This is a genomic window from Aquibaculum sediminis (genome assembly GCF_040712085.1).
GTDB classification, from domain to species: domain Bacteria; phylum Pseudomonadota; class Alphaproteobacteria; order Kiloniellales; family DSM-21159; genus Aquibaculum; species Aquibaculum sediminis.
This window is the reverse complement of the sequence record NZ_JBFCVK010000008.1, coordinates 167651-184177: the sequence shown is the minus strand read 5'-3', so window position 1 is coordinate 184177 and position 16527 is coordinate 167651. Positions and strand designations below refer to the sequence as shown.

General features: G+C 64.9%; 14 protein-coding genes. 10 read left to right on the top strand and 4 right to left on the bottom strand.

Annotated elements, in window-relative coordinates:
• The first annotated feature begins 15 nt into the window (after positions 1–15).
• From ABZ720_RS14110 to ABZ720_RS14070, 9 genes are all read left to right on the top strand, one after another.
• Positions 16–1929, top strand: a complete 1914-nt coding sequence (locus ABZ720_RS14110) for a sugar ABC transporter ATP-binding protein (RefSeq protein WP_366556170.1) — start codon at positions 16–18, stop codon at positions 1927–1929.
• Positions 1926–2912, top strand: a complete 987-nt coding sequence (locus ABZ720_RS14105) for an ABC transporter permease (RefSeq protein ID WP_366556169.1) — start codon at positions 1926–1928, stop codon at positions 2910–2912. Before ABZ720_RS14110 ends, ABZ720_RS14105 begins: the two co-directional genes overlap by 4 nt.
• Entirely contained in the window at positions 2909–4894 is a 1986-nt protein-coding gene (locus ABZ720_RS14100) for a D-apionate lactonase family protein (protein WP_366556168.1), read from the top strand. Before ABZ720_RS14105 ends, ABZ720_RS14100 begins: the two co-directional genes overlap by 4 nt.
• Positions 4895–5015: 121 nt before the next feature.
• Positions 5016–5501, top strand: coding sequence for a copper chaperone PCu(A)C (locus ABZ720_RS14095; RefSeq protein ID WP_366556167.1), 486 nt, complete (start codon positions 5016–5018; stop codon positions 5499–5501).
• A 62-nt stretch (positions 5502–5563) separates the two neighbouring features.
• Positions 5564–5800 carry a sulfurtransferase TusA family protein gene (locus ABZ720_RS14090; protein ID WP_366556166.1) on the top strand — a complete coding sequence of 79 codons (237 nt, stop codon included), beginning with the start codon at positions 5564–5566 and terminating at the stop codon, positions 5798–5800.
• Between the two features lie 138 nt (positions 5801–5938).
• Positions 5939–6700: a TerB family tellurite resistance protein gene (locus ABZ720_RS14085; RefSeq protein WP_366556165.1), complete on the top strand. Its 762-nt coding sequence runs from the start codon at positions 5939–5941 to the stop codon at positions 6698–6700.
• A 262-nt stretch (positions 6701–6962) separates the two neighbouring features.
• A complete protein-coding gene (locus ABZ720_RS14080) occupies positions 6963–8069 on the top strand; it encodes a TRAP transporter substrate-binding protein (RefSeq protein ID WP_366556164.1) in 1107 nt (368 codons plus the stop codon).
• Positions 8070–8163: 94 nt separating this feature from the next.
• The gene (locus tag ABZ720_RS14075; RefSeq protein WP_366556163.1) at positions 8164–8709 is read left to right on the top strand and encodes a TRAP transporter small permease subunit; all 546 of its coding nucleotides are present in this window, start codon (positions 8164–8166) and stop codon (positions 8707–8709) included.
• A 5-nt stretch (positions 8710–8714) separates the two neighbouring features.
• Positions 8715–10289 carry a TRAP transporter large permease gene (locus ABZ720_RS14070; RefSeq protein WP_366556192.1) on the top strand — a complete coding sequence of 525 codons (1575 nt, stop codon included), beginning with the start codon at positions 8715–8717 and terminating at the stop codon, positions 10287–10289.
• 189 nt (positions 10290–10478) lie between these two features.
• Here the strand turns inward: ABZ720_RS14070 and ABZ720_RS14065 are convergent, their stop codons facing one another.
• The gene (locus tag ABZ720_RS14065) at positions 10479–11651 is read right to left on the bottom strand and encodes an iron-containing alcohol dehydrogenase (RefSeq protein ID WP_366556162.1); all 1173 of its coding nucleotides are present in this window, start codon (positions 11649–11651) and stop codon (positions 10479–10481) included.
• Between the two features lie 146 nt (positions 11652–11797).
• Positions 11798–13165 (bottom strand): glutamine synthetase family protein, encoded by a 1368-nt coding sequence (locus tag ABZ720_RS14060; RefSeq protein ID WP_366556161.1) that lies wholly within the window; start codon positions 13163–13165, stop codon positions 11798–11800.
• A 176-nt stretch (positions 13166–13341) separates the two neighbouring features.
• Between ABZ720_RS14060 and ABZ720_RS14055 the strand changes: the two genes are divergently transcribed.
• A complete protein-coding gene (locus tag ABZ720_RS14055; RefSeq protein ID WP_366556160.1) occupies positions 13342–13968 on the top strand; it encodes a LysE family translocator in 627 nt (208 codons plus the stop codon).
• A 3-nt stretch (positions 13969–13971) separates the two neighbouring features.
• Here the strand turns inward: ABZ720_RS14055 and ABZ720_RS14050 are convergent, their stop codons facing one another.
• Both ABZ720_RS14050 and ABZ720_RS14045 read right to left on the bottom strand, forming a co-directional pair.
• The gene (locus ABZ720_RS14050; RefSeq protein WP_366556159.1) at positions 13972–15141 is read right to left on the bottom strand and encodes a trans-sulfuration enzyme family protein; all 1170 of its coding nucleotides are present in this window, start codon (positions 15139–15141) and stop codon (positions 13972–13974) included.
• 8 nt (positions 15142–15149) lie between these two features.
• On the bottom strand, positions 15150–16526 hold the full coding sequence (locus ABZ720_RS14045; protein WP_366556158.1) for a pyridoxal-phosphate dependent enzyme: 1377 nt from the start codon (positions 16524–16526) through the stop codon (positions 15150–15152).
• Between the last annotated feature and the right edge of the window lies 1 nt (position 16527).

The window sequence follows — 16527 nt, the reverse complement described above, 5'->3', positions numbered from 1 at the left end:
GAAGTCGGCGATACTATGGATGACGTCACAAACGATAGCGGAAGCCAAGTAATTCTCCAGGCTTCACAGGTTTGCAAAACATTCGGTCAAACCCGTGCACTGGACAATGCAGAGTTCGAGCTTCGGGTTGGAGAGGTGCATGGCCTGCTGGGAGCAAACGGCGCCGGTAAATCCACCTTGTCGAAGGTCATCGCCGGTCATGTGTTCCCGGATTCGGGAAAGATAACCTATCGGAACCGCGCGTTGAGTCTCAGATCAGCACGCGAGGCGCTCGATTGTGGAATAGCAATCGTGATGCAGGAGACGAGCCTGGCGCCGGATATGTCAGTTCTGGAGAACATTTTTCTCCCGGAACTGGGGAAACCGGGTCGGTTGTCCTATCGAAGGCTGCGCCAGGAAGCGAAACGCATTCTTTCCGACCTTGTTCACGAGCACGCCTTGCCACTGGATACAGAGGTTCGCCGCCTCTCTTCCGCACAGCGGCAGCTTGTGGAAATTGCCAAGGCCCTGGCGCTCGATGCCAGCCTGATAATATTCGACGAGCCCACTGCTTCGTTAAGTCCGAACGAAGTCGAGCAGCTATTCGGCATAATGTCGAATTTACGTGATAATAACAAAGCTCTGATATTTGTTTCGCATAGAATGGAAGAGGTGTTTGCAATAACGGATAGAGTCACCGTGATGCGGGAGGGGGCGACGGTCGCGAAATCCATTGCAACACGCGAACTGACACAGACCGATCTGGTTCGGCACATGGTCGGGCGGGAGATCGGGTCGATCTATGCGGTGCCGGGCTTGCGCGCCTCGGACGAAGCTGCACCGGAAACGTTCGCCGTGGAGGGGCTTCGAGCGCTGCCCGCCGTGAAGAACGTAAGCTTCCGTGTTCATCGAGGCGAGATTCTGGGTCTTGGCGGTCTGGTGGGGGCCGGTCGCTCCGAGACGGCCGAAGCCCTTTTCGGCCTGCGGCCCTATCAAGCCGGTCAGATTCACCTGAACGGGAAGCCCTTCCGCCCACGCAAGCCGCGCGATTGCGTCAAGGCCGGCATCGGCTTTGTGGCGGAGGATCGCAGGGTTCAGAGCATCGTCCCCGACCTCTCGGTGCGCGAGAACCTGCTCCTGGCGCACCTGGGTGCCCATTCCGGCTTCTTGCTCAACTACAGCTCTCGGCGCGAGAAGATTGCGGAGCTGCTTGACCTGCTCGACATGCCCGCGAGCCGTCTGTTGGACGCCAACATGCTGAACTTTTCGGGCGGCATGCAGCAGAAAATCATCATCGCGCGCTGGCTGATGCTGGATCCCAGTGTTCTGATTCTCGATGAGCCGACCAAGGGCGTTGATATCGGCACCCGGTCGTCGATTTACTCCATGCTGCGCCGCATAGCGGAGCGTGGCGTTTCGATCGTGATGATCTCTTCGGATTTCGAAGAACTCCTCGGAGTTTGCGAGAGGATCATCGTTATGAGCGACGGCCAAACAATCGCAGACCTTCCGAGCGCGCACCTGGATGAGGAGAAGCTGACCTTGCTTGCGGCGCCTCGCACATCGACGGAGCGAAACACGAAACTGCTGCAGGAGCTGACCCAGCGCTACGGCGGCGCGGGCTTCTGGGCCATTGTCGATGAAGGGCGGGTCATATGCCTGAATGCCGTTGTGGCGGAAGCCGGCGCCGATCCCGGATTCCGGGCGGGGGAGTCGCCCAGCTTCGACCAGACAGCAATTCCGACCGTCTTACAGCACCCGCAGGATGACTTCGTCGCTGAGCCGAACGGAGAACGCCGCACCTTCCTCATGCCGATCCCCAGCAAACGGGGGCACGATCTCGGCTGGATCGGCCTGGTAACAACCTCACCGACGCCACCTTCGGTTCAGGATGTTCGTGATCTGATTATCGGGTTCTCGGCATTGGACCACGAGGTGGAAGCGGCATGACACAAGAAACGAGAACTATGCAGTCATCGGTCAATTTCAAACGGCTTTTGGGACGCGTGGCCAACAGTTTGGAACTGCGCATGCTTGGCTTGGCGCTCGCCATAGCCGTCGTTCTTTCAATCATGTCGCCCTATTTCCTCACAGCCAATAACTTGATGAACGTTCTCGATCAATCTGTCGTTATTGGAATCGTTGCCATTGGCATGACCTTCGTCATCCTGACGGGCGGAATTGATCTATCGGTCGGATCGGTTGCAGGCCTTACAGGCGTCGTGCTCGGCCTGGCGCTACAGGACTTTTCCATACCGGTCGCGATCGCCATGGCCGTTGCGGCAGGTGCATTCATTGGCCTGTTTTCCGGCGTGCTTATCGGATACTTCGGGCTGGCAGCCTTCGTTGTGACGCTGGGCGTGATGGCCATCGGCCGCAGCTTGGCGTACATTTTCTCCGGGCAGACCTCGATCAGTTCCATTCCCATGGAGCTGTCGGACCTGGTTTACACAACGGTGCTGGGCATTCCGACGAACGTCCTCTGCCTGGGCCTGTTGTACCTGCTCGCCGGCCTGTACTTGAGCTACACCAAAGGCGGCCGGACCATCTATGCCGTGGGGTCCAATAAGGAGGCGGCGCGCGCTGCGGGGTTGAGCGTGCTGTTTTACAGCATACTCCCCTACGTGATCTCGGGCATGTTCGCGGCCGTCGCGGTGACGTTCCTGACGGCGCAGATTCTGTCGGTCGACCCCCTGACGGGCAACCTCCTGGAACTCGATGCCATTGCGGCCGTCGTGATCGGCGGGGCCAGCCTCTACGGCGGACGGGGCTCGATTGCCGGCACGCTGATCGGCGTGGTCATCATGGTGATGATTCGCAACGGCTTGAACCTGCTGGGCGTGTCGCCCTTCTGGCAGGGCTCCGCCATCGGCGCGATCATCATCTTCGCACTCTTGATAGAAAGCCTGCTCAGCCGCCGGTCGCGGGCTTGATTGGCAACCACCGCCGAGTAAACGGAGGTTTTACGATGGGAAATCCGACAACGAACGTTCGACTGTACGGCACGGAAGAGCAGGTGCCTGACCCGATTGTGCTTCGGGCGGGCAAGCTGACGGCAGAGTTGGACGCCGGAAACCTTCGTTACATTCGACTGGATGGCATCGAGTTGATCCGTGCCGTTTCCTACATCGTCCGGGACAAGGATTGGGGCACCTACAACCCAACGATCTCCAAGCTTGATGTGAAAGAGACGGCAGAGGGTTTCACCGTCCAGTACGATGCGGAGGTTCGCGACAGCCAGCAGAGCTTCCGCTACAGCGCGGTCATCAAGGGATCGAGTGACGGGCGCCTGTCTTTCGCAGCGACCGGCGAAGCCTTGTCCGACTTTCTGACCAACAGGACCGGCTTTGTCGTCCTGCATCCGATTGACGGCGTGGCGGGCCATCCTGTTCAGGTCGAACATGTGGACGGCCGCAAGGTGGACAGCGCCTTTCCGGAGATCATCGACCCCTTGCAGCCCATGATGGATCTGCGGGCACTGACGCATGAGCCGGTCCCCGGCCTGAAGGTAACTTGCCGCATGGAAGGTGACACCTTCGAGATGGAAGACCAGCGCAACTGGACCGATGCGTCCTACAAGACGTATGTGCGCCCCCTGGCCTTGCCCTGGCCCTATAAACTTGAGCAGGGATCAACACTCGAACAGCAGGTCACGCTGGAGGTTACCGGAAGCCCCTCCCAGCCGCGTAATCGCAAGCAGGGCACAGCCACCGTCTCGGTCGGCGACCCCATGGGGACGGTTCCGCCGCTCGGAATAGGCCTGGAACCGGAACTCGTCGCAGCCACCCAGCAGAGGGTCGCGGAACTTTCGGCCGCGCGGCCGCATCACCTGGTCTGCCATTTCGATCCGCGGCAGGGGCATGGCAAAGCGGAGCTCGCACGGGCGGCGGACCTCGCACGATCGCTAGGCTGTGAAGCCTGGCTTGAGGCGGTGGTTCCCAGCGTCGAGGGCTTTGCGTCCGATATCGAAACGCTCGGCCAGTTGGTGGCTGAAATCGGCGCCCCCTTCGTCTGCGTGTTCCTGTCGCCCGCCCCGGACTTGAAATGCACCTTGCCCGGAAGCCCGTGGCCGCCTTGCCCGCCGCTTGAGGAAGTCTACAAGATCGGTCGCGCAGCCTTCCCGAAGGCGAGGCTGGGCGGCGGAATGTTCAGCTACTTCACGGAGCTCAACCGCAAGCGCCCACCAACGGATCTCCTTGATATCGTGACTTTCACGACCAGCGGGCTAGTGCACGCAGGCGATGACCGTTCGGCGACCGAGGGATTGGAATCGCTCCCCTACATCGCCAAGAGCGTTCGCGAAATCGCCAAGGGCAAGCCTTATCACGTGGGTCCGAGCGCCTTGGGCATGCGCGCCAATCCCTACGGCGAGGCGCCGATGGACAATCCGGACAACATCCGACAGGCCATGAACAGGATGGACCCGCGCCAGCGCGGCTTGCTGGGTGCAGCCTGGAACCTCGGCTACGCCGCGCACTTTGCGAAGGGCGGCGCGCAGGCAATCAGCCTCGGCGGTGGGGTAGGGCCCTTCGGGCTGGTTCATGCGCCCATGCCTTATGCACAGCCCTACTTCGATGAAGCCGAAGGATTCTATCCGGTCTTCCACGTTTTCCGCGGATTGGCCGGGAAGCGGGGCGCAGTGCTGCTCGACACGCACTGCGATTCGCAGCGCGATGTGCAGGCCATCGCGCTGGAGGGTGATAACGGCCGGGAACTCTGGGTGGCGAACCTCCTCAGTGAGAGCAGGACCCTTGTCCTGGACAATGTTGCCGGACTTCGTCGCTGCGCGAGGCTCGATGCCGATAGCTTTGTCGAGGCGTCACAGGATCCAGAGTTCATGGATCGCCCTGGTGAAGCCTTCGATGGCGACAGTGCGGAACTCGGGCCTTACGCAGTCGCGCGCTTTACCGCCTGAGCGGGGAACATTCGCTGAGCGGGGCTCCGCCCCCACCCGCCTGCGACAATCTAGCCCTTCCGCCGGGTGGGGGCATTGTGGTTGCTTGCGGGGACTGGAAACTTGTGGTGGGAGAGAGGCTATGCGTGTCTTGGTGGCGGCTGTGACGCTGAGTGTGCTTTGGGCCGGGGCGGCCGCAGCGCAGGAGGTGCGGGTGGAGGATCCCTGGGCGCGGGCTTCCATCGGCATGGTGCCCAATTCCGCAGCCTACATGACCATCCACAACCGCGGCAGCGAGCCGGAGCGTCTGGTGGCGGTCAGCGCTTCGGTGGGCGTGCGCGCCGAGTTGCACGACCATGTCATGGACGGCGAGGTGGCGCGCATGCAGCAGGTCGGGGCCATCGAGATTCCGGCGGGTGGGACTGCGGCGCTGGCCCCGGGTGGCCTGCACATCATGCTGATGAGGCTTGCCGAACCCCTGGCCGCAGGGGATAGCATTGACCTCACGCTGAGCTTCGAGCGAGCCGGCAACCTGGAGGTCGAGGCCGAGGTGCGCCCGCTGCGTGACAGCAACGACGGGGAGGGCCAACAGGGTCTCGGCGCGGAGCAGGGCCAGGACCTGGAATGAAGCCGGGTCCGCTCGGCAGAGACGGTGGTAGCAGGAGCGCAGACAGCGAGAGGGGTCGCGGCATGGAAGCGGAGGTCACGGAAATCGATACGCGGGGATTGCGCTGTCCCTTGCCGGTGCTCCGCGCGCGCAAGGCCATAGCCGGGCTGCCGGATGGCGCGCGGTTGCGCGTGCTGGCGACGGATCCCGACTCGCGGCAGGATTTTCGCGCCTGGTGTGAGTCCAGCGGTCACGAACTGCTGGAGCAGAGCGACAACGGCGAGGGCATCCTTGTGCACCTGATCCGCAAGGCCGGGTGAGGGGAAAGGGCGGCGGCTCTCGCCGCGCAGCCGACAGACTGCTTGTTGCGGCCGGCATCATTCTGAATAATCCTCTTATGCGGGCAGAATGTGGCCCAGACGAGGGCAGGGGACCGGTCGGGAGGCCATGACGAACTCATGAGCATCTGGGGCAAGATCGTAGGCGGTGCAGCCGGCTTCGCACTGGGCGGCCCCCTGGGCGCCTTGCTGGGCGGCCTGGCGGGACATGCGGTGGACCGCATGCGCGACAGCACCGAAGAGGTGCTGATTGCCGAGCGGGAAGGGCGACAGCCGGAAAGCGGGCCGGAAAAGTCCATTGCCTTCACCATCGGCGTCATCGTGCTGGGCGCGAAGATGGCCAAGGTGGACGGCGCGGTCACCCGCGACGAAGTGGCGGCCTTCAAGGAGGTCTTCCAGGTTCCGCCGGAGGAGATGAGCAACGTCGGTCGGGTCTTCAATCAGGCACGACGCGACGCGCGCGGCTTCGAGCCCTACGCCCGGCAGCTCGGCCGCATGTTCCGCGACAATCCCCGAGTGCTGGAAGAATTGATCGACGGCCTGTTCCACATCGCCCGGGCGGACGGGGCGGTGCACGAGGCGGAGATCGAGTATCTGCATCAGGTCGCCCGCCATTTCGGCTTCTCCGAGGCCGAGTGGGAGCGCATTCGCGCCGCCAACGTCGGACCGGCCGAGGATGACCCCTATGTCATTCTGGGTGTCACTCCCGATGCGGACGAGGAGACCCTGCGCCGCACCCACCGTCAATTGGTGCGCGAGCATCACCCGGACCGCCTGATTGCCCAGGGCCTGCCGGAAGAGTTCGTCGACCTCGCCAACGAGAAACTGGCCCGCATCAACCGCGCCTGGACTGAAGTCAAGAAGCGCCGCGGACTGCGTTGAACCGCCGGGCTGAACCGCCGGGCTGAACCGCCGCGACGGGCCGTCTTGGCTCTTGTCCCTTCTGGTTTTCCCGGAAAGAATGCAACCCGCTTGGGGGAGCGATGCCGTCCCGCCCGACCACATGCGGTGGGGGCGAGGAGAGGTGGCAAAGCGCCTTTGACGCAGTCCGATCGCTGGATGGTGCGCTCTTTGCAGACCTGCGGCGGGCTGTTCCTCGTGGCCTGACCGGGTCAGGCGCAACCGACAGCAAGTGGAGATCGAGATGAGCAGGGACGTTACAGTGAATCGCCGCGGCTTTCTGGCTGGCTCGGCGGCCGTTGCCGCGGGCGCCGGGCTGGCGACGCCGGCGATCGCGCAGAGCCGGATCGAGTGGGACATGGTGACCGCTTGGCCCACGGGCGCTCCGGGGGTGGACGACAATGCCCGGCGGATCGCGCAGCAGATCACTGATCTGTCCGACGGGCGCATCGTGATCAACGTGCACGGCGCCGGCGAGATCGTGCCGGCCTTCGGCGTCTTTGATGCGGTCTCGCAGGACGTGGCGCAGATGTACCACGCGGTGCCGGCCTACTGGACCTCCAAGAACAAGGCTATCGGGCTGTTCGGCTCCTTCCCCTTCGGCTTCACCGCGCCGGAGCAGATGGGCTGGATGTATCACGGCGGCGGCTACGAGCTGTACGACAAGATCTACGACAGCTTCGGGCTGAAGGGCTTCATTGCCGGCAACTCCGGCCCGCAGTTCTTTGGCTGGTTCCGCAACGAGATCAACACGCTCGACGACCTGCACGGACTGCGCATCCGCACCACCGGCTTCGGCGGCGAGATGCTGCGCAAGGTTGGCGTGGCCGTGGTCAGCCTGCCTGGCGGCGAGATCTTCCAGGCGCTGCAGGCCGGCACCATCGACGCGGGTGAGTTCATCGGTCCCTGGAACGACTTCGCTTTCGGCTTCCACCAGGTGGCCCAGAACTACTACGCGCCGGGCCCGGGCGAGCCCTCCTCGGCAGAGGAGATCGGCATCAATGCCGCGGCCTACAACGATCTGCCCGAAGACCTGCGCCAGATCATCACCACTGTGGCATCGGCGGTCTCCGAGGACATCACCACGGGCTACGACATCAACCACGCCCGGGCGCTGAAGACCATGGTGGCGGAGCATGACGTGCAGGTGCGCATGCTTTCCGAGGAGATCGTCGCGGGGCTGGCGGATGCCACCAAGGAGATCGTGCAGGAACTGCTGGACGATTCCGACGAGACCGTGCGCGAGGTGATGGCGAGCTATGCCAGCTATCGCAACGAAACCGCGACCTTTGCGCGCTACAGCTACGCCGCGCAGATGAACGCGCGCACCTTCGACTTCCCCGAGGCCTGAGGCCGCGGGACCCTTTCGGCGGCCGCGCATCCCGGAAGCCTGATGGCTTCCTTGGGATGCGCGGCCCCACTCTTGTTGTGGGGGAGTGTCGAGCATGACCCATCTGCTTGCCGTCAGCCGTCTGCTCGACTGGCCCTCGCGGGTGATCGGGCGCTGGCTCTATTGGCTGGTGGCCGCCATCGTGCTGCTGAAGTTCACCACAGTGGCCATGCGCTACCTCTTCTCCTCCACCAGCATCAAGCTGCAGGACTCGGTCACCTACGCCCACGCCACGCTCTTCATGTTGATGGTGGGCTATGCCTATCTGAAGAACGACCATGTGCGCGTGGACATGATCTACGGCCGCCTGTCGCGACGGGGGCGGGCGCTGGTCGACCTGGGCTGCATCTTCCTGGGCATTCTGCCGCTCTGTGCGCTGCTGCTCTACTTCGGCTGGCCCTACGTGGCGGCCTCCTGGAAGATCCGCGAAGGCGCACTCTTCTTCGGCGGCCTGCCGGGCACCTATCTGCTGAAGACCGTCATCCTGGGGTTCGTGGTGCTGCTGTTCCTGCAGGCAATGGCCATCACCCTGCGCTGCATCGCGGTGCTGGCCGGTGAGGAGGTGGAGGTCTTCGGCGCGCCCTGGGAGGAGCCGCGGTGACCGGGATGCCGCTCGACCTTCTGATGTTCGCCGGGCTCTTCATCCTGGTCCTGATCGGTGCACCCATTGCCTTCGTGCTGGTGGCCACGGCCGTGATCTTCGGGCTGATCGGCCTGTCGCTGGGCGAACTGAACTTCAACATGATCGGCGCGCTGCCCAGCCGCATTTTCGACACCATGGTGTCGGAAGCCCTGATCGCCATTCCGCTGTTCGTCTTCATGGGCATGGTGCTGGAGCGCTCGCGCATCGCCGAGGATTTGCTGCGCACCATGGGCGCGCTCTTCGGCGAGCTGCGCGGCGGGCTGGGGGTGTCGGTGACGGTGGTGGGCGCGCTGCTGGCTGCTTCCACCGGCATCGTCGGCGCGACCACGGTGACCATGGGCCTCATGGCCCTGCCGGTGATGCTGCGCTACGGCTACAACGCCTCCTACTCCAGCGGCGTTATCTGCTCTGCCGGTACTCTGGGCCAGATCATCCCGCCGTCGACCGTGCTGATCATCATGGGCGAGGTGTTGGCTTCGGCCTACCAGCGTGCGCAGCACAGCCAGGGGAACTTCGCCGCCAAGACCATGAGCATCGGCGAGCTCTTTGCCGGCTCGCTGCTGCCGGGACTGATGCTGGTTGGCCTCTACATTCTCTACCAGTTCATCGCGGCGCGCCTGAAGCCCTCGCTTGCGCCGCCCATACCGCCGCGCGCCATCGAGGGGGCCGGTGGCAAAGCGGGCGCGGCGCGGGTCAGCCGCCACGAGGTCCTGTCCGTTCTGATCCCGCCATTGGTCCTCATTGTGGCCGTCCTGGGTTCGATCCTGGGCGGCATTGCCACCGCGACCGAGGCGGCAGCGGTGGGGGCCGTGGGGGCGACACTGCTCGCCGGCATGCGCACCGGGCGCAACATCTGGGCGCTCTGGGTGGCAGTCCTGGGGCTCGTCATCCTGATGGTGATGGCGGCCAACTTCGACCTGCGCCTGGGCCGGCCCGATCCACCGACCGGGGATCAGGTGATGCTGGCGATTGCGGGAGCCATCGCTTTGGCCTGTGCCGTCGCCATTGCGGTGATCTGGCGCGATCTCGGCCGCACGGAGATCCTCAGGCCGGCCATGAGCTCCACTGCGCGCACCACCAGCATGATCTTCACGCTGATCATCGGCGCGCTGCTCTTCTCGCTGGTGTTTCGTGGGCTGGGCGGGGAGGAGCGCATCCGGGACCTGCTGGAGTCGACGCCCGGCGGGCCGCACACGATGCTCTTCTTCGTGCTCTTCATGATGTTTCTCCTCGGTCTCTTCCTGGACTACGTGGAGATCACCATCATCGCGATACCGGTGGTGGGGCCGCCGATTCTGGCCGCTGGCATCGACCCGATCTGGTTCGGGGTGCTGATCGCGCTGACGCTGCAGACCTCGTTCCTCACCCCGCCGGTGGGCTACACCCTGGCCTATCTGCGCTCGGTGGCGCCGCCCAGCGTGTCCACCCTGCAGATCTGGGGCGGTGCGGTGCCCTTCATCCTGCTGCAGCTGCTGGCGGTGCTGATTGTCTACAGCCTGCCCGGCCTGGCCACCTGGCTGCCGGGGCAACTCTTCTGAGATTGTTCCCCCTGACCGCCGCTTTCCTCGATAGCGGCGGTCAGGGGGCAGGCATCAGAGCGGATCGCGTTTGTTCTGTAACGCGCAGCGTTCAGAGCAACCGCGTGAATCCGCTCTGAATCAAGAGTGTAGAGCAGATTCACGCCTCAAATCGCGTCGCTTCGCGAACCCGATTTGAGGCGATCTGCTCTATAGCTTGCCGGCGAGGGCGGCCTCGAAGAGCTGGCGGCAGTCGGCGGCGGTCAGGGGACGCGGGTTGCCGCCGGCGGTGGGATCCTTCTCGGCCATGACCGAGAGTTCGTCCAGGCGCGCATCGTCCACGCCCAGCTCCGCCAGGGTGTGCGGGATCTGCAGCTCGCTGCGGAAAGACAGCACCCAGTCGAGGAAGCCGGCGTAGTTCTGCTCGCGCAGGCCGAGCCAGGCGGCCAGGCGCCCCAGCTTGTCCTCGATCGCTGGCCGATTGAAGGCCAGGACGTAGGGCATGAAGACCGCGTTGGTCAGGCCGTGGTGGGTGTCATAGACCGCACCGACGGGGTGGGAGAGCGCATGAATGCCCCCCAGACCCTTCTGGAAGGCGACCGAGCCCATGGAGGCGGCGGCGAGCATGTGGGCACGTGCCTCCACGTCGCTGCCGTCGGCGAAGGCGCGCGGCAGGTAGTCCTTCACCAGGCGCATGCCCTCCACCGCGATGCCTTCGGCCATGGGGTGATAGCCGGGCGCGCAGTAGGCTTCCAGGCAGTGGGCCAGGGCGTCCATGCCGGTGGCGGCGGTGATGTGGGCCGGCAGCCCCACCGTCAGTTCCGGGTCGGAGATCACCACGCCGGGCAGCATCTTCGGGTGGAAGATGATCTTCTTGGTGTGGTCGCTCTCGTCGGTAATCACGCCCGCGCGGCCGGTCTCGGAGCCGGTGCCGGCGGTTGTGGGCACGGCGACGATGGGGGCGATGCCCTCGGGGTCGGCGCTCTTCCACTCGTCGGTGCGGTCCTCGAAGTCGGTCCAGGGCAGGGTCTGGCCGCTCATGAAGGCGATCACCTTGCCGGCGTCCAGCGCGCTGCCGCCGCCGAAGGCGATGACGCCGTCGTGGCGGCCGCTGCGGAAGGCCTCGATGCCATCGGCCAGATTGGTGCCCGTGGGGTTGCCCTTGATGTTGGAGAAGAGCCCTGCCTCAAGCCCGGCCGCGCGCAGCGACTGCAGTGCCGCCTCCACGATGGGCAGGGCGGCAAGGCCCGGGTCGGTGACCAGCAGCGGGCGACGCATGCCCTGGCTTTCACAGGCCTGGGGCAGGTTCTTGATGCGTCCCGGACCGAAAAGGATCTGGGTCGGGAAGCTCCAGGTGGCTTTGAGGTGGCCGGCGCCGGACATGCGATTCAACTCTCCTGCAAGTGGGCGTGATGATGGTTGCTCTTGGTACGGCGACAGGCCGGCGCATGGCAATGCCCTGCCGACCCGGCCTGTAACGGAAGCGCCGGCAAGGGGCCAAGGATGGCCCCTCGCACGACGAAGCTCGGTTAGATCCGCTCGAAAAGGCGGGTGACCTCCAGGTCGGTGACGCGGCGGTCGAATTCCGCCTGCTCCCAGCGGCCGGTGTGGAGGTAGTGCTCCACCACGTCGTCGCCCAGCGCCTCGCGCAGCACCTCTGAGCGTTCCAGCGCCGAAAGGGCGTCCCGCAGGGTGTGCGCCACGTCGGGCACTTCCTTGGACTCGTAGGCATTGCCGGTGAAGGGCGGCGGCAGTTCCAGGCCCTTGTCGATGCCATGCAGGCCGGCGGCGATCATCACCGCAAAGGCGAGGTAGGGGTTGCAGTCGGAGCCGGGGATGCGGCACTCGACCCGCTGACCCTTGCCGTGGCCGACGACGCGGAAGCCGGCAGTGCGGTTGTCGAAGGACCAGGCTGCCTTGGTCGGCGCGAAGGAACCGGCCTGGAAGCGCTTGTAGGAGTTGATGTAGGGCGCGAAGAAGTAGGTCATCTCCTCGGCAAGCGCGAGGTTGCCGGCGATGTACTGCTTGAAGAGGTCCGGCATGCCCTCGGGCGAGCCGCCGGGCCCGTCGAACAGCGCGGCCGAGCCGTCGGCCTTCCAGAGCGAGGAGTGGATGTGGCAGGAGCTGCCGGCGAGGTCCGTGCGGTACTTGGCCATGAAGGTGATGGCCCGGTCCCGGGTCCAGGCAATCTCCTTGGCGCCATTCTTGTAGATCGAATGGTTGTCCGCCATGGGCAGGGCATCGCAGTAGCGGAAGTTGATCTCCTCCTGCCCGGGGCCCCATTCGCCCTTGGAGACCTCGACCGGGATGCCGGCGCCTTCCATGCCCAGACGAATGGCGCGAATGATCGGCTCTTCCTTGGTGGTCTGGAAGATGTGGTAGTCGGAGATGTACCAGCCGGCGTGGTCGAGGTTCTTGTAATCCTTCTCGTGCGCCGTCTTGTAGGTCTCGTCGAAGAGATAGAACTCGAGCTCCGAACCCTTCATGGACTTCCAGCCGCGCTCGGCGAGGCGCGCCAGCTGGCGCTTGAGCACCGAGCGCGGGGCGTGCGGCAGCAGCTCGCCGTGATGGTCGCAGACGTCGGCCATCACCAGGGCGGTGCCTTCCAGCCAGGGGACGCGCCGCAGGGTGGCGGCATCGGGCTTGAGCACGAAGTCGCCGTAGCCCTTCTCCCAGGAGGCGGCCTTATAGCCGGGAACCGGCTCCATATCGATGTCGGCGGCGAGAAGATAGTCGCAGGCATGGGTCTCTTCATGGACCTGCTCGAGGTAATAGTCGGCCGCCACGCGCTTGCCCAAGAGCCGGCCCTGCAAGTCCGGAAAGCAGACCAGCACCGTGTCGATTTCCCTCTCCCGCACGAGGCGCCGCAGCGCTTCGAGATCCAGCATGCCTTGCATGAATACTCCCCTAGTTTGTCGGCGCCTGTACGCCTGCTTCTGCTGTCTGTTTCAAGCCCCAACTCGGGACGGTGCAAGACCATAGTGCGGCGGGGCAGGGCTGCAAAGCACCAGCTTGACCAGAGCGCGACGCTGTGGATGGCTTGTGCCAAGCAACACCATCAAAGTCCTGTCCCATGAGCATTGAAACCTGGCTGGCCTTCGCGGCCGCGGCGGCCGTTCTCGTCGCCATTCCCGGGCCCACGATCACGCTGGTCGTGGCCTATGCCTTGTCGCGCGGCGCGGCGGCGGCGCGCTGGACGATCGCCGGCGTGCTGCTGGGCGACCTCACCGCCATGACTGCCTCGCTGCTCGGCGTGGGCGCCTTGCTGGCCGCCTCGGCGACCGCCTTCATGGTCGTGAAGTGGCTGGGTGTGTTCTACCTGCTTTGGCTGGGAATCGCCCTGTGGCGCGCACCGGTGGCGCCGCTGGAAACCGCGATCGACACACCGCTGCGCGGACCCAAGGTCATGGCGCATACCTTTGCCGTGACCGCGCTCAATCCGAAGGGAATCGTCTTCTTCGTCGCCTTCCTGCCGCAGTTCGTGACGCCGACGGCCGCCGTCGGGCCTCAGCTTGTGCTGCTTGGCGCCACCTTCCTGGTGCTGGCCGGACTGAACTGCCTGATCTATGTCCTGCTGGCCGGGCGCCTGCGCCGACGCCTGCGCAACCCACAAGCGCTGCGCTGGATGAACCGGCTGGGCGGCAGCGTGCTGATCGGCGCCGGCCTGCTTGCCGCGAGCCTGCGTCGGGCGACCGGGTAAGCCTCAGGCCAACGCCTGGCGCAGGTCGCCGATCAGGTCGTCACTGTCCTCGACACCGACCGAAAGACGCACCAGGCCATCGACGATGCCCAGGGTCTCCCGGGTTTCGGCGGGAACCGAGGCGTGGGTCATGATCGCCGGATGCTCGATCAGGCTTTCGACGCCGCCCAGGGACTCGGCCAGGGCGAAGACCTCCACCCGCTCCAGAAAGCGGCGCGAGGCCTCAAGGCCGCCGTGCAGCACCGCCGTGACCATGCCGCCGCCGGCGCGCATCTGGCGCTGGGCCAGATCATGTTGCGGGTGGCTCGGCAGGCCCGGGTAGATCACCTTCTCTACCGCCGGATGCTCCTCCAGGAAGCGGGCGACGGCCAATGCGTTCTCGCAGTGACGCTGCATGCGCAGGTGCAGTGTCTTGAGGCCGCGCAGCACCAGAAAGGAGTCGAAGGGGCCCTGGATGCCGCCCACGGCATTGCTGAGGTAGCCGATCTTCTCGGCCAGTTCCCGGTTCTCGCCCACCGCCAGCACGCCGCTGACCACGTCGCTGTGGCCGCTCAGGTACTTCGTGGCCGAGTGCATCACCACGTCGATGCCCATCTCCAGCGGGCGCTGCGCCCAGGGGCTGGCGAAGGTGTTGTCGGCGCAAGTGGCGATGCCGTGCTTCTTGGCGAGCGCGGCCACCGCTTCCAGGTCAACCAGTTTGAGCAGGGGGTTGGTCGGAGTCTCGATCCAGATCAGGCGCGTTTCCGGGCGGATGGCCGCTTCCAGGGCGTCCAGGTCGCTCATGTCGACGAAGCTGAAGTCAAGACCGGCCGAGCGCCGGCGCACGTTCTCGAACAGGCGGTAGGTGCCGCCGTAGAGATCGTCCATGGCGATGATGTGGCTGCCGCTGTCGAAGCACTCCAGCAGCGTCGCCGCCGCTGCCAGACCGGAGGCGAAGGCGAAGCCCTGCCGGCCGCTTTCCAGGTCGGCGATGCAGCGCTCATAGGCGCCGCGGGTGGGGTTGTGGGAGCGGCTGTACTCGTAGCCCTTATGCACGCCCGGGCTCTGTTGCACATAGGTCGAGGTGGCGTAGATCGGCGTCATGATCGCCCCGGTGGTGGGGTCGGGCTCCTGGCCGGCATGGATGGCGCGGGTGCCGAAACCAGGGCGGTTGCGGCCAAAGCTCTCGGACATGGACTGGCTCACTTCAGTTTGCGGCGAAGGTGGTTGACGAGGTCGATGCGGGTGATGAGGCCCAGGAACTGGCCGTCGTCCAGCACGATGGCGACATGATCGCGCTCGAAGATCGGCAGCAGATCCTCGACCGGGCGATCCGCCTCGACGGTCTCAAGCTTGCGGGTCATGGCGCTGGACACCGGATCGCGAAAGCGCGCCTCCTCCTCCACTACGGCAAGGAGGAGATCGCTTTCGTCGAGGATGCCGATGGCCTCACCGGCTTCGTTCACCACGGGAAGCTGGGAAATGTCGTAGAGCTTCATGCGCCCGTGGGCGGTAAGCAGCGTGTCGTCCGGGGAGAGGGTGACTGTGGCCTGATCCTGGTGCCGGCGCGAGATGAGGTCGCGCAGGTCGCCGACAACGGGACGCTCCAGGAAGCCCTGATCCAGCATCCAGTAGTCGTTGTACATCTTTGAGAGGTACTTGTTGCCGCTGTCGCAGACCAGCGTCACCACGCGCTTCGGCTCGGTCTGCTCCCGGCAGTAGCGCAGCGCTGCGGCGAGCAGTGTGCCGGTGGAGGAGCCGCCCAGGATGCCTTCCTTCGCCAGCAGTTCGCGCGCGGTGAGCAGCGCTTCCTTGTCGGGAATGGAATAGGCCTTTCTCACCGGGGTGAGGTCGCAGATCGAGGGCAGGAAGTCCTCGCCGATGCCTTCAACGACCCAGGAGCCGACATCGTCGGAAATCTCGCCGGTCTCCACGTAGTTGGCCAGAATGGAGCCCTCCGGATCGGCCAGAACCATCTCGATGTCGGCGCCGGTCGCGCCGAAGCAGCGCGCCAGGCCCGTGATCGTGCCACCGGAGCCCACGCCGCAGACCATGGCGTCCATGTCATGGCCCATCTGCTCCCAGATCTCCGGGCCGGTGGTGGTCTCGTGAGCATAGGGGTTGGCGGGGTTCTCGAACTGATTGACGAAGAAGGCGCCGCGCTCCTCGGCGATCCTCAGGGCCATGTCCTGATAGTACTCGGGGTGGCCCTTGCCCACGTCCGAGCGGGTCAGGATCACCTCGACGCCCAGGGCACGCAGATGGAAGATCTTCTCCTGCGCCATCTTGTCCGGCACCACGAGGATCAGCTTGTAGCCCTTCTGCGCCGCCACCAGTGCCAGGCCCAGGCCGGTGTTGCCGGCCGTGGCCTCGATGATGGTGCCGCCGGGTTGCAGCTTTCCGTCGCGCTCCGCGGCCTCGATCATGGACTTGCCGATCCGGTCCTTGATCGAACCGCCGGGGTTCTGGTTCTCCAGCTTCAGGAACAGGCGGCAGGGCCCGGTGTCCAGGCGGGTCACCTCGACCAGGGGCGTGTTGCCGATGGTCTCCAGCGTGTCGTGGTAAGTGGAAAGCGTCATG